The sequence below is a fragment of the Streptomyces sp. NPDC053426 genome (genome assembly GCF_055585405.1).
On the sequence record NZ_JBVJKE010000014.1, the window covers coordinates 182193 to 201425 of the forward strand.

The following is a 19233-nucleotide window of genomic DNA, read 5'->3' on the forward strand; positions in this document are numbered from 1 at the left end:
GGAGTTGTCGTTGACGGTCGAAACCCGGGCGGTGTCCACCGAGCGGCCCCCCGCCCCGGTCGTGCCCGGAGCGCGGCGCGGGACCACCGCGCTCCGCGCGTTCGGGCTCCTCCTCGCGCTCGGCGCGCTCGTCCTCGTCGGACTCCTCAGCGTGTGGGTGGGGACCCGGGGCATCCCGTTCACCTCGACCTGGACCCTGCTGTGGCGGCCCGACGGTTCCGAGGCCGCGGTCATCATCCACGACTACCGCATCCCCCGTACGCTCCTCGGGCTCGCCGTCGGCACGGCCCTCGGGCTGTCCGGCGCGCTGATGCAGGCGATGACGCGCAACCCGCTCGCCGACCCGGGACTGCTCGGCGTGAACCTGGGCGCCTCCACCGGGGTGGTCGTGTGCATCGCGTTCCTCGGGGTGGGATCCGTCCTGGGCCAGGTGTGGTTCGCGCTCCTCGGCGCGGTCGTGGCGACCCTGGTGGTCTACCTGCTCGGCTCCGCCGGACGGACGGTCGCCACACCCGACCGCCTCGTCGTCGCCGGCGCGGCCGTCACGGCGGTGCTGTACGCCTTCAACTCGACGGTGCTGCTGCTGCGTCCGCGCGCCTTCGACCAGTTCCGCTTCTGGACCGCCGGCTCGCTCGCCGGACGCACCTACGACGTCCTCCAGGCCGTCCTGCCGTTCGTCACCGTCGGCACGGCGCTCGCCCTGCTGCTCGCCCCCGCGCTCAACGCCCTCGCCATGGGCGACCAGTTGGGGCGGGCCCTCGGCGTCCACGTGGTGCGCACGCGGGTGCTGGCGGCCGTCGCGGTCATGCTGCTGTGCGGTGCCGCGACCGCCGCCGCCGGACCGATCGGCTTCGTCGGCCTCGCCGTCCCGCACGTGGCCCGGTTCGTCGCCGGTCCCGACCAGCGGTGGGTGATGGCGTACTCGATGCTGCTCGCTCCCGTCCTGCTGATCGGCGCCGACGTGCTGGGCCGGGTGATCGGCGCGCCGGGCGAGGTCCAGGTCGGCATCGTCACCGCGTTCCTCGGCGCCCCGCTGTTCATCGCGCTGTGCCGTCGCCGGAAGCTGGTCATGCTGTGAACCCCGTACACCCGACGAAAGCCCCCGCCGAAGCCGCACCCGTGATCAGCGGGACGGTCGTGCGCGCCCGGGGAGGCCGGGTCTCGCTGCGGATCCCGGGCCGGTCCGTGGCCGTGGGCGTCGTCCTGCTCGCCGTGCTCGTCGTGGTCATGGGCGTCAGCCTGACCACCGGGGACTTCGAGCTCTCCGTCACCGAGGTCGTCGAAGCCCTGACCGGCAACGGATCGCCGGGCGCCGACTTCATCGTCAACACCCTGCGCCTGCCCCGCCTGCTCACCGCGGTGTGCGTCGGCGCCGCCCTCGCCGTGAGCGGCGGCATCCTGCAGAGCCTCACCGGCAACGCGCTCGGCAGCCCCGACGTCATCGGCTTCACCAACGGGGCGGCCGTCGGCGCCCTGACCGTCATCATCGTGCTGCACGGCAGCATGACCCAGATCGCGCTCGGCGCGCTGATCGGCGGCCTCGCGACCGCCGCCGCCGTCACCCTCCTCATCGCCGGCCGGGGGCTGCAGGGGTTCCGGCTCGTCGTCATCGGCATCGGGGTGAGCGCGCTGCTGCTGGCCGTCAACTCGTACCTGATCACCAGGGCCACCTTCCAGGAGGCGCTGGAGGCGCAGGCGTGGCTCCTCGGCAGCCTCAACAACCGCGGCTGGACCCAGGCCGGCGCCATCGGACTCGCGGTCCTCGTGCTCCTCCCGGTCGCCTTCGTGCACGCCCGCCGGCTGTCGATGGTGGAGATGGGCGACGTGACGGCGACGGCGCTCGGTGTCGACGTGGCCCGCACCCGCACCGTACTGCTCGTCGTCTGTGTCGCCCTGGCCGCGTTCGCCACCGCGGTCGCCGGACCCATCTGGTTCGTCGCCCTGGCCGCCCCCCAGGTGGCCCGGCGCCTGACCCGGTCCTCCGCCCCCGCCCTGGTGCCCACCGCCCTCATGGGCGCCGTACTGCTCGCCGCGAGCGATCTCGCCGTGCAGCGCCTGTTCACCGACACCCTCCTGCCGGTGGGCGCGGCGACCGGCACCATCGGCGGGCTGTACCTCATCTGGCTGCTGGTCACCGAGTCGCGAAAGAGCCGCGCATGACAGGAACACACCCGTCGGAACCCCGGCTCCGGGCCGAGAACCTGACCCTCTCCTACGACCGGCGGACCGTGGCCACCGGCCTCGGCGTCGACATCCCCGACCACTCCTTCACGGTGATCGTCGGACCGAACGCCTGCGGCAAGTCCACCCTGCTCAAGGCACTGGCCCGGATGCTCAGGCCCAAGGCGGGCGAGGTCTACCTGGACGGCGCCGCCATCGCCTCGTACCGCACCCGCGAGGTCGCCCGCCGGCTCGGGCTGCTGCCGCAGTCGTCGACCGCGCCCGGCGGCATCACGGTGGGCGACCTGGTGGCCCGCGGCCGCTACCCGCACCAGCGGCTGCTGAAGCAGTGGTCCGCCGAGGACGAGACCGCCGTGACCGGGGCGATGCGCCGCACCGGAGTGCTCGACCTCGCCGGCCGGCCCGTCGACGACCTGTCCGGCGGGCAGCGCCAGCGGGTCTGGCTGGCCATGGTGCTCGCCCAGCAGACCCCCGTGCTGCTGCTCGACGAACCCACCACCTTCCTGGACATCGCGCACCAGGTCGAGGTGCTCGACCTCTGCGCCGAACTGCACGCGGCCCAGGGGCACACCGTCGTCGCGGTCCTGCACGACCTCAACCAGGCCTGCCGCTACGCCACCCACCTCGTGGTGATGCGGGCCGGCGGCACCGTCGCGGCCGAGGGGGACCCGTCGGCCGTGATGACCGCCGAACTGGTGGAGGACGTGTTCGGCCTGCCCTGCCGCATCATCGACGACCCGGAGACCGGCACTCCCCTGATGGTGCCCGCCGCCCCGCGGCGCGCCGCCGGCGACTCACGGCGTCCGGCGCGCGATCCTGGCACAGCCGTCCTATGATCGACCCAGTAAAGTTGAATTTCGAACTTTCTGTGGTGGAGGGCCGGCGCATGAGCAACACGGAAACGCACCCGACGGAGACGGTCTGCGGCGCGGACGTCGACGGACCGCCCCCGCCGGGCATCGAGATCCTCACCCCGAGGGACGTACCCCTCGGCGGCCCCCGCGCCATGCGGGTACGGCGGACCCTGCCCCAGCGGGCGCGCACCCTCATCGGAGCCTGGTGCTTCGCCGACCACTACGGCCCCGACGACATCACCGAGTCCGGAGGCATGCGCGTACCCCCGCACCCGCACACCGGCCTGCAGACGGTGAGCTGGCTGTTCAGCGGCGAGATCGAACACCGCGACAGCCTCGGCAGCCACGCCTACGTCCGGCCCGGCGAACTCAACCTCATGACGGGCGGCCACGGCATCAGCCACTCCGAGGTCTCCACCCGGAGCACCCGGATCCTGCACGGCGCGCAACTGTGGGTGGCACTGCCCGGGGAGCACCGTGACGCGGCCCGCGACTTCCAGCACCACGTCCCCGCCCCGGTCGCGCTGGACGGCGGCGAGGCCCGCGTCTTCCTGGGCACGCTCGCCGGCGACACCTCACCGGTGCGCACCTTCACCCCGCTGCTCGGCGCCGAGATCACCCTGGACCCGGGCGCCCGCGTGACCCTCGACGTGGACCCCGGCTTCGAACACGGAGTCCTCGTCGACAGCGGCGACGTCCTCCTCGCCGACACGCCCCTGAAGCCGGCCGAACTGGGCTACGCGCCCCCCGGCCGCACCGCCCTCACCCTCTCCAACCAGGCGCCCGACCCGGCCCGCCTGCTGCTCCTGGGCGGACCGCCCTTCGAGGAGGAGATCGTCATGTGGTGGAACTTCATCGGACGGTCGCACGACGACATCGTGCGGGCCCGCGAGGACTGGATGAAGGGTGACCGCTTCGGCGAGGTGCATGGTTACGACGGGGCTCCACTGCCCGCGCCGGAACTGCCGAACGCACCCTTGAAGCCGCGAGGAAGGGTGCGCTGACCTGCGGATACGGCGCTCCGTACGCCAACAGGACAGGATCGCTGCTGCGCCTGTCCGGCAACGCGCGAATCCCGCGGCGCCCGCGTCGGCTCCAGCCGCATACGTGCCTCTGAAGCTGCCTGCGGCTCCCCGTGCACGGGCGTCTGTGGGCAGCTCTGGCCGGACACTTGCTGACCTTTTGCTGACTTTAGACGATGTCTTGATTGGCGGCTTCCGTAGGCTGTGTCCATGGCGAGCAGGGCTGGGACCGTGTGCCGGATCTGCGGGCTGGATGCTGGTGAGGTGCGGTTCGACGAGTACGGCTCACCGTTGTTCGTCATCTGCGTGTGCTGCGGCTGCGAGTCTGGGGTCGAAGACGGCAACGTGGCTGCCGTCCGCCGGAAACGCGGATCCTGGATCGACGATGAGGCTCCGTGGTTCAAGGCAAAGGCCAGGCCGACCGACTGGGATCTGCCGCGGCGGTTGTCCAGCATTCCGTCACAATGGCGTTGGTCTCTGTCGCGGGATGCTGGGCTACCCGGCGATCCGGCGGTAGCAGATGAGGGCTGCAGCGATGCCGACGAAGGCGAGGAAGTGCTCAGCGCTGCGTTCATAGCGGCGGTGCAGGCGTCGGCAGCCGGACGGTCAGGACACGGTCCGCTCCACGATCCAGCGGTGCCGGTCCAAACGCCGGGATGACTCGATGCCCTTACGGGCGAAGCGGTGCCGGATGCCGCGGACCAGCGGGATGAGGGCCTGACTGTCGTGGAGGTCGGCGGCGGAGATGCTGATCGGCAGGGGCAGGCCGCGACGGTCGACGATGAGGTGGATCTTCGATCCCTTCTTGCCGCGGTCGGTCGGATTCGCTCCCGTCAGCTGCCCCCTTTGAGGGCCCGGATGCTGACGGAGTCGATCACGCGCCGCGACCAGTCCAGCTCGCCCCGGGCACCGAGTTCGTCCAAGGCCAGGCGGTAGGGCTTGGCCCACACCCGAACCTCGGTTCACTCGGTGAACCGCCGGAAGGCCGTCACCCCCGACAGCCCGAAACCCGGTGGCAGTTGGTTTCAGGCGCGGCCCGAGGCGGCCATGAAGATGATCGCGGCTGGTATCTCATAGTCCCCTCGCCGGCGGTGCCCTCCGCCCTGCGGGCGAACCGGCGCCGGCGGCACCACCCGTTGGAACAGGGTCCGCAGGTCTTCCGGCGCCGTCCGTTCGACAAGCACAGCAGTCATCACCCCAGGCTGCCGCAAGATCCACTCGAAAGGATCAGACGGCCGCCGACCGGGGAGGAGCGTGATGGGGCCGGCGGACTTGGGAGACGTGCCGATGTGGACCGGCGGAGCGGGTGCGCTCGTGGCGGGCTGGTTTGCCTACCGAACGACCAAGGGCCAGCGGCAGAACCTCGAGCTGGAGCGCGCCGAACTGCAGGCCCACACAGAGGCAGAGGAACAGCGCGAAGGCCGTGGTCGTGAGTCCGACGCATGGCGTCCTGGGGGATGGGATCGCGGAAGTGTCACGCTTTCGGACGGAGTCGTACACGTGTTTGACCGCTCGGTGCGGCGCGCTGTTGTACAAGGCCTTCGGCCCACTGCCGGATGGGTGACTGGGGCGCGAAGCGGGTCCCTGGCTCCTCAGTCAGGCGGATCGGCACGGAAGGCGATCAGAGCGATGTCGTCGCGGTTGTCGGAGAGGCTGTTCTGCAGGAAACCGAGAAGTTCGGACAGGGGCATGCCACGTTGGTGCGCGGCCACGGTCAGAAGCCGGTGCTGGCCTTCGCCGAGGGATGCGGCGGGGGTCTCGATGAGGCCGTCGGTGTAGAGCAGGAGGGTGTCCCCGGGGGCGATGGTGCAGGTGTGGCTGGTACGGGGAAGGTCGGGGGCGACGCACAGCGGGGGGTCCTCGTCGGTGCCGGTGAGGAAGCGGGGCTCAGCCTGGGCGGGAATGAGCAGGGGCGGCGGGTGTCCGGCGTTGGACCAGACCATGTGCCAGGCGCCGTCGGGGCGCCGTCGCAGGCGGGCGTGGATTGCGGTGGTGAAGGAGGCGATGTTCAGCCCTTCGGCGGCGTTCTCGAGCATGGTCAGGACGGTGGAGGGCATGCACTCTGGGCCGTTGTTCCAGGCAAGGCCTCGAAGCATACTGCGCAGCTGTCCCATGACGGTGGCTGCGGTGAGGTCGTGCCCGGCGACGTCTCCGACGTCGAGAACGAGGGTGCCGTCGGCGTAGACGACGGCGTCGTACCAGTCGCCACCGATCTCGTTCGCGGAGCTGGCGGGCTCGTAGCAGGCGGCCAGGCTCGCGCCGGGCACGGTCGGTGGGCTGGTGAGATGAGCGTGCTGGAGGCGCAGAGCGGTGCGGCGTGCTCGCTGCAGGTCAAGAGCCTTGCGGATGGGTCGTTCCGCGAAATGGAAAATTCTTTGCAGCAGCTCGGTGTCGGCGGGGCCGGGAGAGGGGGCGTCCTTGTTGGCGCTGGTGGCGGCGTAGCCGAGGACGATGTCCTCGGCTACCAGCGGGTACAGGGTCACGCTGGTGGTGTCCGCGCGCGTGAGCCATTGCTCGGTGACCGCCGGGACGATGCCTGGCGGCACTCTTTCGCCCGCTGACAGATGGAAGGTGCAGGGGGTGTGTCTCTCCAGCATGTCCCGGACCGTGTCGCTGATGACGACCGTCTGATCCCGCAGCGGAGGTCGTGCCGGCAGGCCGTGGCGAGCGGAGGAGGCGGCCCGTCTGGCTGTGACAGGCGCGTGCTCGGGCAGGGGCCACTCCTCGTGGGCCAGCAGCATGATCACGCAGGCGTCGGCGAGCTCCGGAACGATCTCCTTCACCACTGCGGCGAAGGCCTCGTCCAGACCCCCTCCGGACGCTTGTGCGATCTGCGCGAGAAGGCGTTCACGCAGCGTGGCACTCCATGTGTCTTCGATGTCGTCGGTCGCGGCGATCCATTCTTCGGCGCGGCCGTTGCGGAGGATGGGCACGCACCGGGTCGACACATGACGGTACGAGCCGTCGGCGGCCCGCACCCGGAACGTGGTCTCGAACACGCCCGGGGGTTCCTGAACGAGGGCGGCACGCCAGCCCTGCCGAAGCCTGGCCCTGTCACGGGGATGGATATACGCATCCCACCGCTCGTCCATCCGGTCGTGCCACGGGCTTCCGGTCAGCTTCTGCCAGCCGGCGACGAGCTCCTCCGCGGATCCGTCCGCACGCAGCACCCACACCATCTGCGAGACGGCCGACACCACCGCCTCGTACCGCTCGAGTGCGATGGTCTCTGCCGTGGTGTCCAGCGCGACGACCATCGCGCCGCGACCTTCGGCCGTGGTGACGGGCGTGCAGGAGTACACGAAGTACCGGGCCTGTTCCGGGGCGCCGGGGTCGGGCTCGCGCGTTTCGGGGAGACGACGGGGCCGCCCGGTGGCGACCACCTCGTCCAGCACGGTCAGGAACTCCTCCGCGTCCGGTTCGGGGAACGCCTCCCTCGCAGGCAGTCCGACGGGCCGGGCTCCGAGCAGCCTGGCACACGCATCGTTCTGGTAGACCAACCGGTGCTCAGAGCCCGCGAACAACGCGATCGCCGCCACAGTCTCGTCGAAGAGCCTTACGTCGAGAGCTCTCACCGAGCTCATCACCGGCCACCCGCGCCTTGCGCCCGCCCGAATCGCGGTGGGCCAGGAGTCCGCCGGAGCAGTGTCATCACCTCGTCCTCCCTTTCCACGGCCGGACGTCGGGGCCACCGCCCGGCACGCCTGCACTCTGGCGGCCGGTCCCGCGCAAGGGCCACGCCGTCATCCGGATCCAGCCCGCCCGCTCGGCGCCCCTGAGCTCCTCCGCGGCCATGAGGACCATCCAATGACGAACACACCGGTCACGCGCGCGGCCGTACGCCAAACGGGGCCGCCGCCTCAACATCCTGCGGAGGGCGGGCAACAGGAAACCACAGACCCGCCCCGTCGGTTCCGCGTGACTTCAGGCCCGTCCAACCGGAATTGCTTTGCCATGCGGCCGTTGGAACGCCTGTCGGCAGTACACCGTACGGGGATGGGGTGGGCCGCCCGGCCCGGGCACGAAATGCCAGGACGAGGCCAGCAGAAGCCGTCGGATCTCGCCCGGGAGTGAATCTGAGCGTGATTCCCGGCGCTGTCAGGTTGGCTGACCGGGTGGAACGGTCTTCGGGTGGATCAGGCCGGGAGAGGGTGTCCGTGGACAGCTCGCCGCCGTCTTGCACAGGGCACCGGTACCCGGTCGAGGTGATCTCCCACTGCGTGTGGCTGTACTTCCGCTTTCCGCTGAGCTTCCGCGAAATCGGGGAACTCATGATCGAGCGCGGAGTGACCGTCCCCCGTGAGACGGTCCGACGGTGGTGCGCCAAGTTCGAGTAGGCCGCCACCGGCGGCCCCGGCCGGGAGACAAGTGACACCTGGACAAGGTTTTCATCAAGATCAACGGCGAGTTGAAGTACCTGTGGCGGGCCGTCGGCCAGGACGGGATGGTGCTGGACATCCTCGTGCAGGACCGGCGGTTCTTCCGCCGGCTGTTGAGGAAGACCCGTACGGTGCCGCGGGTGGTGGTCACGGACAAGCTGTGCTCCTACGGTGCGGCCGACCGCGAGGTGACGCCCTCCGCCGGGCACCGCTGTCACAAGGGCTTGAACAACCGGGCGGAGAACAGTCACCAGCCCACGCGGCAGCGGGAAAGGGCGACGAAGGACTTCCGATCGGTAGGCGCCGCGCAGCGGTTCCTGTCCGCGTTCAGCGGCATCTCACCTCATTTCCGGCCCCACCGCCACCTGATGACCGCCCACGGCTACCGAGCCGAGATGACCATCAGGGCCAAGCAGCTGCCAGGTTCGGTGCGGGGTGCCGGAGGGAAGCGCAGGGCAACGGTGCCCGCGGACGGCACAGGCAGGTGGGCGGTGATCAGCTTTCCTGTCGCGCGCAGGGCGACGACGACTCTCTCGCTGACGGTTTGGACCAGATACAGTCCGTGGCCGCCGATGCGACGCGGGTCTGCCTTCTTCGGTGTCGGTTGCTTGGCGGAGCTGTCCCAGACTGTGATCGTCAGTTTGTCCTGGCTCAGTTGCAGGGTCATCCCGCAGGCTCCCGGAGCGTGCTGGAGGGCGTTGGTCACCAACTCGCCGGCGGCCAGTTCGGCGTCCGAGGCCAGAGCGGGCGGCACCACGGTGTGGCCGGTTCGGGGGCGTGGGCGTGCCCGCCGCTCCTCGCGGGTCAAGGCCGTGTGGCGGCTTCGCTGTCGGGATGGAGAGCCAGGATCTGGTCGAGCCCGACCAGTCGTAGCACGCGCAAGGTGTGGTCGGGGACGGCGGCGAGTGCGATGTCGGCGTTGGCGGCGTGGACGTGGTTGTGAGCGACGATCAGGGCGGTGATGCCGCTGGAGTCGCAGAACTTCAGACCGGTCAGATCCAGGACGAGGCGCTGGCCGGGCTGGAGGGGCAGCGCGGTGATCAGCGCGCGGAGTTCGTCGGCGCTGGTGTGGTCGAGGTCGCCGTTGATCTCCAGGACGGGTCCGGTTGGAGCGTGGCGGATGGTGGTCTGCAGCGGGTTCATGCGGTGGCTTCGGTCCGGGGGATGAGGGCGGGGGCGCCGAGGGCGAGCAGGGCTGTGTCGTCGTCGAGGCCGTCACCGAGGTCGTCCAGTAGGCCGGTGAGGGCCTGAATCACGTCCTGGGCCGAGCTGCCGGCATGGTCGGCGGCGAAGTCGAGCAATGCCTCTTCTCCGTAGAGGGCGGTGCGGTCGTCACCCGTACGGGCCTCGGTCAGGCCGTCGGTGTAGAGCACCAGCGTGTCCCCGGGTTCCAGCACGGTCGTGGCGGCGGTGAAGGTTGCGGCGGGCAGGACGCCGACGAGGAGGCCTCCGGGAGTGGGGAGGTATTCGGTCTTCCCACTGCCACGCAGGATGAGTGCCGGAGGGTGGCCGCCCGCAGCAAGATGGACGGTGACCCGCCCCGTGGCGGGGTCGGGGGCCAGGGTGCCGAAGATCGTGGTGCAGTAGCGCGGGTCACCGCCGGTGTAACGCTCATGGAGCACTTGGTTGAGAGTCGTCAGGGCGGAAACGGGGTCGGGGTCGTGCACGGCGGCGGCACGCAGGGTGTAGCGGGTCAGTGAGGTGACCGCGGCGGCTTGAGGACCCTTGCCGCACACATCACCGAGGAAGAAGGCGAAGCGATCGGTGTCGATGGGGAAGAGGTCGTAGAAGTCGCCGCCGAGCCGGTCCGGGGAAGCGGTGCGGTAGTGGGCGGCCGCATCCAGTCCCGGTATCGAGGGCAGGGTGTCCGGCAGCAGCGACTGCTGCAGCACGGCCAGGGCGTCCTGCAGCCGGGCGCGGTCCGCCTCCGCCTCCTTGCGCGCCTGTTCGGCCGCCTTGCGGGCTCGCAGGAGTTCTTGCTCGTAGGCGCGGCGGTCGCGGGCGTCGAAGACAGTGGTTCGGATCAGCTGGGGTTCTCCGCTGCTACCGTGTTTGACGACGGAGGAGACCAGGACCGGTATGCGTCCGCCGGCCTCCTTGATCTCCAGGGCGATGCCGCTGATCTCGCCCTGCATCCGCAGCAGGGGCGCGAAGTGGGTCTCGTGGTAGAGCTTGCCGCCCACGGTCAGCAGGTCGGTGAACCGCATCCGGCCCACCACAGCCTCCCGCTCCTGGCCGAGCCAGCCCAGCAACGTGGCGTTGATCTTGGCGATGGTGCCGTCCATCAGCGTGGACAGGTATCCGCAGGGCGCGTTCTCGTAGAGTTCCTCGACGCTGTCCTCCAGCAGTGCGGCGAACGCCGCAGTCGGTCCTTCTTCGTTGTTCTCGTTGTCTGCGTCGTGTGGGCCGGACTCCTGGCCGGTGCGGCACATCACCGCAGGCGCGCCAGGAAGTCGGTGATCGCTTCGTTGGTGGCCTCGGGCGCGGAGAGGTGCGGGCAGTGCCCGGTCGCGTCGAGCGTCACCAGTTTCGAGCCGGGGATCGCCTGGTGGACGAAGGCGCCGACCTCCCGTGGGGCGATGACGTCCTGAGTGCAGTCCAGGATCAGCGTCGGCGCCGTCACCGCCTTGAGGTCGTCCCGCGAGTCCGACAGGAACGTAGTCCGGGCGAAGACACGGGCCACGTCCGGGTCGGTGGCGCAGAAGCTGTTCCTCAGTTCCTCACCGAGTTCGGGCCTGTCCGCGTTGCCCATGATCACCGGTGCCATCGCTGCCGACCATCCCAGGTAGTTCGACTCCAACGAGGTCAGGAGTTCGGCGATGTCCTCGGCGCTGAATCCGCCCCGGTAGCCGTCGTCGTCGATGTACCGCGGGGACGGAGCGACCATCACCAGCGCCCCGAGACGCCCCGGCGCCGTACCAACCGCCAGCACGCCGATCATCGCGCTGACCGAGTGCCCCACGAACACCGCATCCCGCAGATCGAGCGCCTCACAGACCTCGACCACATCCTTCGCGTAACCGTCCAACGAGGCATAACGGTCCTCCGAGAACGCGGACAGGTCCGAGCGGCCCGCGCCGACGTAGTCGAACAGCACCACCCGGTGGTCATCGGCCAGAGCGGGCACGGTCAGACGCCACATGTTCTGGTCACAGCCGAATCCGTGCGCCAGCACCACCGCCCGCCCAGACGGGTTACCGGTGACCGTGACGTTGTTCCTGCGCTCTACATCCATCCTCCCACTCTCTCAGGCTCTGTCCACTTCCCGGCACGGTCGCGGACGCCCCCATGCCCGGCCAGCGGGTCTCACTGCGCGCGGTCACTACGTCACGGAACAGGGTTGCCATTCGGACCTCTTCGGCGTGGGTCGCGCAGACGGCACCCACGGTGCGGCCGAGCGCCCCGAGCGCCCCGAGCGCCCCGAGCGCCCCGAGCTCGCCGGGCATAGGGGCGACGGCGTCCAGTGGGCTCTGCACCCTGCGGTGCCGCTGAAGCGTGTTGCACAAGGAAGGCTGCGTTCGGGCAGGTCAGGGCGGGTGGAGGCAGTCCTCTGGTCATGATGCGAGGGCGAGGTTGTGCATGTGGGCAACGGCCTGGACGGCGTGGTGGAGGCCGTCGCCGTGTTGCCGACAGTCGCGGAGGATCTTGTAGTTCTTCATCCGGCCGATCACATGCTCCACCCTTGCACGGACCTTGCGGTGCGGGGTGACCATGCCGCAGTTGAGGTGGGCGCCGTCCGCCAGGACGGTCACGCCCTGGCAGTGCCCGGCCGGGCCGGAGGCACGCCAGGCATGCGTCCGCGGTGGTGCCCGGCACCGGTCGAGCCGCCGCGATCACCAGGCGGGTGTCGGCGTCCACGATGACCTGCACGTTCGCCGAGAACCGGCAGTTGCGTGACGAGGAGCCGACGTTCCGGTCGCGGACCGGGATGAGGGTGCCGTCCACGATCCACAACCGGTCGGCCGCATCGCCTGGCCGGGAGACGGGCTCCAGTGCGAGCAGCGGACCGAGCCGCTGGATCACCCGGCACACCGTCGAGGACGAGGTCCCGAACAGCGGCCCGAGCTGCCGCATGGTCAGGTTCGTGCGGTGGTACACGGCCACCGCCAAGACCCGTTCGGCCGGCGGAAGACACCACGGCCGACCCTGCAGAGTCCCGTTGCCACCGCGGTCACGGACCGCCTTCAGCAGCCGCTCGAACTGCTCCAACCGCAGCCCCGTGAACGTCTCCACCCACACGCGTTCAGCCCTCAACACCCCAGCCACACACCAGAGATGACCAGATCACGGCCTTGTGCAACACGCTTTACGAGCTCGTGCACGGTAGGCGGTGAGGCGTCGAGAATCGCGGCGGGGCTCGGCGTTCACATCGGTCGTGCTGATGTCAGGTCCGCGGTCTGCTGGTGGGACAGCAGACCGGCGACGGCCTGGACGGTGTGGCTCAGGTGTTCGCGGCGGCCGAGGCGGCGGGTCAGGGCACGCCAGTTCTTCAGGTGGGTGATGCCGTGCTCGACCCGGATCCGCCTCGAGGAGTGTGCTTTGCGCTGGCGCTCGTACATCTCCTCGTACCGGTCGGGGGCGTTCTTCTTGAACGTGCGGTGGGGTGGTGTGATCACCCGGCCGCCGGTCTGCGCGCCCAGGCCCTGGTAGCCGGCGTCGGCGAGGATCTCGACCGCGGGTCCGTCGGCCAGGAGCTTGACCAGCCCGAGCTGGCGGGCGTGGGTGATGTCCGCGCAGCTGCCGGGTCTGGCCGGGCTGCAGAAGAGCACGCGGCCGTCGCCGTCCGTGACGACCATGGTCTTGACCGCGTTCTGCTTGTTCTTGCCGGAGATGAACGCCTCCCGGTTCTTGCGCCCGGCTGCCGGCCGTCGGGCCCGGATCTTGCTGCCGTCGATGATCCCGGTCTTTCCGCTGGCACCGAGGTGATCAATGACCTCGGCCAGAGTCCGTGGTCGAAGGCCAGGGCTCACCGTGCATCCTCGCTCGGCGAGCAGCGGTCGCACCTCACCGATGGCGCGGGTGATGGTGGAGCGGTCCACATCGAACCAGCAGGCGAGCACGTCGTGCGTGGTCGCGTGTCGGAGGTGCACGAGGGTGGCCAGGAGCCGGTCGACGAACACCAGCCGGTGCTTCGCACCCGCGCCCACAGCCCGCTTCCGCAGCCGGGACGCAAGTCCGGCCTGGTGCCGTTCATGCCACAACGGACCCGGCTCAGCCACGAGTTCAGCGACCACGTCGGCTGACAGGCCGGTGATCCTCCGGTCGCTGATGATCGCTGCACGAGACGCGTTCCCCACCACATGACCATGATCGATGGTCAGGAACTCAACGCCTCACCGCCTATCGTGCACGAGCTCGTTAGTTCGTGATCGCTCGATCGTGGTACTGATCGCCGCCCGGGTCGTCTGCCGCTGACCGCCTGCGGGCAGGCGCTCAGCGGCCCTGGCCACGCCTCCTGTAAGCCGCCTCCGGCCTGGCGTTTTCCCGGGACAACGGCGGGAGGGAGGCACTGGCGGAGGCGGAGCAACAGTTCATAGAACACGTGATTCAATGACCGCATGATGGAGGACCGTACTTTTCTAGGGCCGCTGGAGCTGACCAACGGCCGTTGGGGAGTCGGGGACGCCACACGACCTGACGCCCACTGGGTGGAGTTCCGTCCGGACGGGCTCTACCAGCACGAGCCGGACTCCGAAGGACAGTTGATCCCGTGGTCCAGGATCATGAATGGCATCTGGATCACCTGGGGCAAGCACTCCTGGAACACGAACAGCAGAGGCCTGTACACGCTGAGGGGAATGGTCGCCACGCGTAACGGCGGCTGGATGCACACGACACTGCGCCACCCGTACGAGGACCACCAGCTGCGCTTCGACCAGCACACGCGCCCGTACCGGGCGGTGGACGCCCTCCGGCTGGAGTCCCTGCTGCGGCAGCTCACCACTGAGGGAAAGCTGCATCTCCTCGGCGACCCGGAATGGGTGGGTCGTGCCGCGGCGTACCTGGCCGGCGGGAAGAACCGCTGGATCACCAGCCGTGCACTGCGGCAGGTGGCGGCGGAGGCCCTGGCGGCAGCCGGCCCTGGCAGCCCTTGACAGCCGCCATCGCCATCGGCGCCGTGGGCGGACAACAGACATCAAGATTGCCACTGCGGACTGGGCACGGCCCTCACCTCGCCATCGCCGGAGAGCACCCTATCTGCGTCATGTGCAAGGTCATCAAGTCCGTTTCCGGTAGCGGCCTCGTTCGGGTTGGGTGAGGAAACCTTGCCGGGTGAGGCGGCGGGTCATGTTCGCGGTGGAGGCCCAGTAGACGCGTGAGGCGGAGGTGCCGGGCAGGTGGTCGTACTCCCGGGCCGGACGCCGGTGCAGCAGCAATGTGCCGTCCGTCTGCTCGACCACCCACCGCTTCGGCTGCGGAACGGAGCCTTTGCCCTGGTCGGCCCGGTTGTGGCGGACGACCTCGGCAGTGATGTCCAGCAACGCGCCGTGGATGACGACTTCGTCCTTGAAGCCCTGGTCCACCAGGGCCTTCTCCAGACGTATCCCGCACCGCCCGGCGGCCTGGTCGAGCAGGGTGGCGCCGGCGGCATTGTCGTGGGCGGAAGCGGCCAGCACGACTGTCCGTGTCCGGGATGACGGCCGGACCGTGGTCTTTCAGGCCGATTCGGTTCTGCTGGTCGATATTTTCCGCAAGACCGGCCTTGACCCGGCCGTATCCGCAGCCCGGGCTCCAGGACGAAGACCTCGGGTCATCCACGACCCCGGCAAGATATTCGTGGACCTTGCCCTGGCGATCGCGCTCGGCAGGGACTGCCTCGCCGACATCGTGGCATTGCGGGCCGAGCCGGACGTGTCCGGACCGGTCGCCTTCGACCCCACGGTCTCCCGGCTGATCGATACCCTTGCCGCCTCGGGCGAGAAGGCACTGACCGCCATCCACACCGCATGTTCTGAAGTCCGCCAACATGTGTGGGTGTTGGCCGACGGCCGGGCTCCGGACGCCGGCTGACAGGTGACCGTGGACCTGGAGGGAGTTCTGGTCGTCGCGCGCTCGGACAGGCAGGAGGCGGCTGCGACCTGGAAGAAGCCCTACGGCCATCATCCGCTCATGGGGTTCGCCGACCGGCCGACTCCCGCGACTGATGCTGACAGTTTGCTGACCGCCAGGCCTGCGGAACGCCGCTGACGTGCGGAAACGTTGATGGAGTTCGCTCTGTGGTGGAACTTCATCGGACGGTCGCACGACGACATCGTGCGGGTCCGCGAGGACTGGACGAAGGGGACCCGTTTCGGTGAGGTACAGGGGTACGACGGGGCCCCACTGCCCGCGCCCGAACTGCCGAACGCGCCCTTGAAGCCGCGGGGAAGGGTGCGCTGGCCTGCGGAAACGTGGGTCCTGAACCAAGGAGGTCAAGATCGCTGCGGTGCTTGCCCGGCGACGTGGCCCTCCCCTGGCGCGGGCCTCCGATTCCTGCCTCCCGGGCATTTCCGAAGCTGTCCGCGGTTCTCAAGGAGCGGGCATCTGCGGGCGGCTTCGGTCGAACCGATGCTGACCTTTCGCCGACTTTCCTGATGGATCGTCGGGTAGGCGGAGGGGCGGTGCCCTATCCGCTCGCCCCTTCATGAGGCGCCCTCGGCGCTACGGCGCTTCGCCGATGCCGGCTCCGGAGCCGACGGGTTCGTCCCGTGGCGGCCGCTCAGGCATGGCGATGTGTGCTGCTTGTGGGAATCCGGCGAGCGGTGCACTTGGGGGGCGGGTACCCGGACCGCGACCACGCCGCCACCCGGCGCGACGTACGGGGCGTCACCCGCCGGTGCGACCGCGCCGGTCACCTCGGGGACGACGTGTCGTCACCCTTCCGAACCGCCCCGGCGGGCCGGGCCCGGTGCCGTGTGGCCGTTCCGGGTGGCGCGAGGGCGCGTCACGACCCGTCGTCGGACTCCGTGCGGGCCTTCGCCGCCCGCCGCAGCCGGTGGTGGCGTGCCCGGTCCCGCTCCGCGACGACGTCGCCGACCATCGTCCGCACGACGTCCTGCAGCCCGTGCAGCGCGTGGTGGCGGGAAGGCCCCGCGGCAGGGTCCTGCCGCAGTTCCCGCAGAAGCGCCCAGCAGAGCAGCAGCATGACGACCACGAACGGCAGCGCCACCAGGATCGTCGCCGTCTGCAGCGAGTCCAGCCCGCCCACCACCAGCAGCACCGCCGCCACCGCCGCCATCAGCACGCCCCACGCCACGACCAGCCACGACGGCGGGTGCAGCGCCCCACGGCTGGTCAGGGAGCCCATCACCAGCGACGCCGAGTCGGCGCTGGTGATGAAGTAGGTCATGACCAGGATCATCGCGATGAACGACGTGACCGTGCCGATCGGCAGCGCGTCCAGCATCGCGAACAGCGACGCCTCCGCGCCGTCCTCCATCGCGCCCGCGAGGTCCGCCTGCCCGGTCGACTCGAGCCGGAGCGCCGAACCGCCCATCACGCAGAACCAGACGACGGTCGCCCCGCTCGGCACCAGCAGCACACCGATGAGGAATTCGCGGATGGTCCGGCCGTGCGAGATGCGGGCGATGAACGTCCCCACGAACGGCGCCCACGACAGCCACCAGGCCCAGTAGAAGATCGTCCAGGCGCCCAGCCAGGCGTGGTCGGAGAAGGCGCCGGTCCGCGTGGCCATGGGCAGCAGGTTCTGCAGGTAGCCGCCGACGGACGCCGGGATCGTGTCCAGGACGTAGACGGTCGGGCCGAACAGGAAGACGAACACCATCACCGCCGCCACGAGCACGATGTTCAACGTCGACAGCCACTTGATGCCCCGGTGCAGACCGGAGAAGGCCGAGGCGACGAACGCCGCCGACAGGGCCGCGATGATGACCAGCTCCGTGGTCCGGGAGACGCTCACCCCCACCGTGAGGTCGAGGCCCTCGGCCACCTGCAGCGCGCCCAGACCCAGGCTCGTCGCCGTACCGAACACGGTGGCGAAGACGGCGAGGAGATCGATCGTCCTGCCCTGCCATGACACGGCCCGCCGGGCCCCGATGAGCGGTACGAACGCGGCGCTGAGCCGATTGCCGCGGCCCTTGCGGAACACGGCGTACGCCAGGGCGAGCCCCACGATCCCGTAGATCGCCCACGGGGTGAGCGTCCAGTGGAAGAACGAGTACTCCAGGGCCGTGCGCGCCGCCGCGCCGGACTCGGGGCGCACGCCGCTCGCCGGGGGCGGCGCCAGATAGTGCGTGAGCGGCTCGCCGACGCCGTAGAACATCAGGCCGATGCCCATGCCGGCGCTGAACATCATCGCGATCCAGGCGAGGTTCCCGAACTCCGGAGCGGAGTCGTCCTCGCCCAGTCTGATGCGGCCGAACCGGCTGAAGGCGATCACCAGGCACAGGACCAGGAACACGTCCGCGGCGACCACGAACAGCCAGCCGAAGTTGTCCAGGACCCACGCCAGACTCGTGGAGGAGGCGCTGTCGAAGGACTCCTCGCCGAGCCAGGCCCACAGAACCACGACGGCGACGACGGCCATTCCGACACCGACGAGGACGCGGTCGGGCGCGCCGGTGGCGTGAGCGGCGGGCGCGGGCCCGGAGTGAGGCCGGTCGATCGGTTCCATGCTCATGAAGCTCCACTATGAGACGCGTGCCGTCACGGCATCGGGCGGCACGCCGCTCGGCGGCCGAGAAGTGTGCCCGGCGCACCGTCCGCACGGCGGCGCCGGCCGCCGGCGTTCCCGTCGGCGCCTTCGGAGATTTCTTCAGGCGACCTGCGAACGAGGTCGGCCCGATCCGGAAGAGGCATCGCCGGGCCCGCCCCGCCTGTCGGCGTGCTTCTGACCGCTCACGCCACTCGCTTCGCCGTACGGCACCGCTGTCGGTCCCCAGGGCATCGGGGGCCTCGCCGGACCCGGCTGACGCCGCGTCGACACCTCGGACATCTTTCTAGTAATGAAATTCATTTCTGATTACTGTGTGGGGCGAACCATGAGGCACCGAGTCTTTGGAGCAGCGATGAGCGACCCCTATGAGCGGTCCGCCGAGTACCTCGACATCCTGATCGCCGAGTCGTGGGAGCCGCTGGCTCCGGCGCTGGCGGACGTCCTGTCGCACGTCCGCGCCGGAACCGGGTCCGTGGTGGACCTCGGGGCCGGGTCCGGCCGGGGCGTGCGCGTCATCCGCGACGCGCTGCCGCGGGTTCCGGTGCTCGCCGTCGAACCGTCCGCCGCGATGCGCGCCGTCCTGCTCGCCCGGGTCCACGAGGACGACGAACTGCGCGAGCGCGTCACGGTGGTTCCCGGTGACTGTGCGAGCGCCGACTGGCCCGACGGTGTGCGGGCCGTGGTGGCCCTGAACATGATCGGCCACCTGCCGCCCGGGCAGCGGCGTGCGCTGTGGAGCCGTGCCGCCCGGCAGCTCGCCCCGGGCGGGGCGCTGGTGTTCAACCTCGCTCCGCCGTTCGCCCCGGTGGAGGTGGAGCGGGTGTGCATGGCCCGGGTCGTGGTCGGCGAACTGGAGTACGAGGGCTGGGCGAGCGCGCGCCCCACGGGAGCGGACGAGATCACCTGGCGCATGGACTACGGCGTCCTGCGTCAGGGCCGGCCGCTGACCGGGACGTCGGTCGAGTACCGCTGGTGGGTCGCGACGGAGGACGCGTTGGCGGCCGAAGTCGCCGAGGCGGGGCTGGTGTTGCGCCGGGCCGGTGACTCCGGCCTGGGGCTGTGCGTTCTCGAGCGCGCGAGTGATCCGACATCGTAAGTTGGTTGATCTGATAATCATTTTCAACTAGGTTCGTCGGTGTTCC

13 protein-coding genes and 6 pseudogenes are annotated in these 19233 nt (G+C 69.9%); 9 read left to right on the forward strand and 10 right to left on the reverse strand.

Annotated features, from left to right (window positions below):
- The first annotated feature begins 10 nt into the window (after window positions 1-10).
- The 4 genes from ACZ62B_RS27315 to ACZ62B_RS27330 are packed head-to-tail and all read left to right on the forward strand — an operon-like array spanning window position 11 to window position 4039.
- Window positions 11-1078: a FecCD family ABC transporter permease gene (locus ACZ62B_RS27315; protein ID WP_469692384.1), complete on the forward strand. Its 1068-nt coding sequence runs from the start codon at window positions 11-13 to the stop codon at window positions 1076-1078.
- A gap of 41 nt (window positions 1079-1119) precedes the next feature.
- Window positions 1120-2160 carry a FecCD family ABC transporter permease gene (locus ACZ62B_RS27320; RefSeq protein ID WP_344560205.1) on the forward strand — a complete coding sequence of 347 codons (1041 nt, stop codon included), beginning with the start codon at window positions 1120-1122 and terminating at the stop codon, window positions 2158-2160.
- Window positions 2157-3017 (forward strand): ABC transporter ATP-binding protein, encoded by an 861-nt coding sequence (locus ACZ62B_RS27325; RefSeq protein WP_344560206.1) that lies wholly within the window; start codon window positions 2157-2159, stop codon window positions 3015-3017. The genes ACZ62B_RS27320 and ACZ62B_RS27325 overlap by 4 nt, the downstream gene beginning before the upstream one ends.
- Window positions 3018-3067: 50 nt before the next feature.
- Window positions 3068-4039 carry a pirin family protein gene (locus ACZ62B_RS27330; RefSeq protein WP_469692386.1) on the forward strand — a complete coding sequence of 324 codons (972 nt, stop codon included), beginning with the start codon at window positions 3068-3070 and terminating at the stop codon, window positions 4037-4039.
- A 513-nt stretch (window positions 4040-4552) separates the two neighbouring features.
- Here the strand turns inward: ACZ62B_RS27330 and ACZ62B_RS27335 are convergent.
- A pseudogene (locus ACZ62B_RS27335) lies at window positions 4553-5250 on the reverse strand (transposase).
- Between the two features lie 399 nt (window positions 5251-5649).
- Window positions 5650-7641, reverse strand: a complete 1992-nt coding sequence (locus ACZ62B_RS27340; protein WP_469692388.1) for a SpoIIE family protein phosphatase — start codon at window positions 7639-7641, stop codon at window positions 5650-5652.
- A gap of 573 nt (window positions 7642-8214) precedes the next feature.
- Between ACZ62B_RS27340 and ACZ62B_RS27345 the strand changes: the two are divergent.
- A pseudogene (locus tag ACZ62B_RS27345) lies at window positions 8215-8843 on the forward strand (IS6 family transposase); the annotation flags it as partial.
- On the opposite strand, the gene ACZ62B_RS27350 reads toward ACZ62B_RS27345, so the two are convergent.
- The 6 genes and pseudogenes from ACZ62B_RS27350 to ACZ62B_RS27375 all read right to left on the reverse strand — a co-directional run bounded on the left by ACZ62B_RS27350 (window position 8819) and on the right by ACZ62B_RS27375 (window position 13583).
- Window positions 8819-9193 (reverse strand): ATP-binding protein, encoded by a 375-nt coding sequence (locus ACZ62B_RS27350; RefSeq protein WP_469692391.1) that lies wholly within the window; start codon window positions 9191-9193, stop codon window positions 8819-8821. The pseudogene ACZ62B_RS27345 and the gene ACZ62B_RS27350 sit on opposite strands and share 25 nt — an antisense overlap.
- 47 nt (window positions 9194-9240) lie before the next feature.
- Window positions 9241-9579 carry an STAS domain-containing protein gene (locus ACZ62B_RS27355; protein ID WP_469692393.1) on the reverse strand — a complete coding sequence of 113 codons (339 nt, stop codon included), beginning with the start codon at window positions 9577-9579 and terminating at the stop codon, window positions 9241-9243.
- Entirely contained in the window at window positions 9576-10868 is a 1293-nt protein-coding gene (locus ACZ62B_RS27360) for a PP2C family protein-serine/threonine phosphatase (RefSeq protein ID WP_469692395.1), read from the reverse strand. Before ACZ62B_RS27360 ends, ACZ62B_RS27355 begins: the two co-directional genes overlap by 4 nt.
- Window positions 10868-11671 (reverse strand): alpha/beta fold hydrolase, encoded by an 804-nt coding sequence (locus ACZ62B_RS27365; protein WP_469692397.1) that lies wholly within the window; start codon window positions 11669-11671, stop codon window positions 10868-10870. Before ACZ62B_RS27365 ends, ACZ62B_RS27360 begins: the two co-directional genes overlap by 1 nt.
- A gap of 319 nt (window positions 11672-11990) precedes the next feature.
- Window positions 11991-12702, reverse strand: a pseudogene (locus tag ACZ62B_RS27370) (transposase family protein).
- Between the two features lie 98 nt (window positions 12703-12800).
- Window positions 12801-13583: a transposase gene (locus ACZ62B_RS27375; RefSeq protein ID WP_469692399.1), complete on the reverse strand. Its 783-nt coding sequence runs from the start codon at window positions 13581-13583 to the stop codon at window positions 12801-12803.
- 411 nt (window positions 13584-13994) lie between these two features.
- Here ACZ62B_RS27375 and ACZ62B_RS27380 point away from each other — a divergent pair, with 411 nt between their 5' ends.
- On the forward strand, window positions 13995-14531 hold the full coding sequence (locus ACZ62B_RS27380; protein ID WP_468888775.1) for a hypothetical protein: 537 nt from the start codon (window positions 13995-13997) through the stop codon (window positions 14529-14531).
- Between the two features lie 123 nt (window positions 14532-14654).
- On the opposite strand, the pseudogene ACZ62B_RS27385 reads toward ACZ62B_RS27380, so the two are convergent.
- A pseudogene (locus ACZ62B_RS27385) lies at window positions 14655-15056 on the reverse strand (transposase family protein); the annotation flags it as partial.
- Between ACZ62B_RS27385 and ACZ62B_RS27390 the strand changes: the two are divergent.
- Both ACZ62B_RS27390 and ACZ62B_RS27395 read left to right on the forward strand, forming a co-directional pair.
- Window positions 15028-15609: pseudogene (locus tag ACZ62B_RS27390) on the forward strand (transposase); the annotation flags it as partial. The pseudogenes ACZ62B_RS27385 and ACZ62B_RS27390 sit on opposite strands and share 29 nt — an antisense overlap.
- A 33-nt stretch (window positions 15610-15642) precedes the next feature.
- A pseudogene (locus ACZ62B_RS27395) lies at window positions 15643-15813 on the forward strand (pirin family protein); the annotation flags it as partial.
- A 547-nt stretch (window positions 15814-16360) separates the two neighbouring features.
- Here the strand turns inward: ACZ62B_RS27395 and ACZ62B_RS27400 are convergent.
- Window positions 16361-18055, reverse strand: coding sequence for a BCCT family transporter (locus tag ACZ62B_RS27400; protein ID WP_425578061.1), 1695 nt, complete (start codon window positions 18053-18055; stop codon window positions 16361-16363).
- A gap of 388 nt (window positions 18056-18443) precedes the next feature.
- Between ACZ62B_RS27400 and ACZ62B_RS27405 the strand changes: the two genes are divergently transcribed.
- On the forward strand, window positions 18444-19187 hold the full coding sequence (locus ACZ62B_RS27405; RefSeq protein ID WP_469692402.1) for a class I SAM-dependent methyltransferase: 744 nt from the start codon (window positions 18444-18446) through the stop codon (window positions 19185-19187).
- Window positions 19188-19233: the final 46 nt, after the last annotated feature.

Coding starts and splice junctions, on each gene's coding strand:
- ACZ62B_RS27325 (WP_344560206.1), top strand. CDS start 2,157: ATGACAGGAACACACCCGTCGGAACCCCGGCTCCGGGCCGAGAACCTG.
- ACZ62B_RS27380 (WP_468888775.1), top strand. CDS start 13,995: ATGATGGAGGACCGTACTTTTCTAGGGCCGCTGGAGCTGACCAACGGC.
- ACZ62B_RS27365 (WP_469692397.1), bottom strand. CDS start 11,671: ATGGATGTAGAGCGCAGGAACAACGTCACGGTCACCGGTAACCCGTCT.
- ACZ62B_RS27360 (WP_469692395.1), bottom strand. CDS start 10,868: ATGTGCCGCACCGGCCAGGAGTCCGGCCCACACGACGCAGACAACGAG.
- ACZ62B_RS27340 (WP_469692388.1), bottom strand. CDS start 7,641: ATGAGCTCGGTGAGAGCTCTCGACGTAAGGCTCTTCGACGAGACTGTG.
- ACZ62B_RS27355 (WP_469692393.1), bottom strand. CDS start 9,579: ATGAACCCGCTGCAGACCACCATCCGCCACGCTCCAACCGGACCCGTC.
- ACZ62B_RS27330 (WP_469692386.1), top strand. CDS start 3,068: ATGAGCAACACGGAAACGCACCCGACGGAGACGGTCTGCGGCGCGGAC.
- ACZ62B_RS27405 (WP_469692402.1), top strand. CDS start 18,444: ATGAGCGACCCCTATGAGCGGTCCGCCGAGTACCTCGACATCCTGATC.
- ACZ62B_RS27400 (WP_425578061.1), bottom strand. CDS start 18,055: ATGAGCATGGAACCGATCGACCGGCCTCACTCCGGGCCCGCGCCCGCC.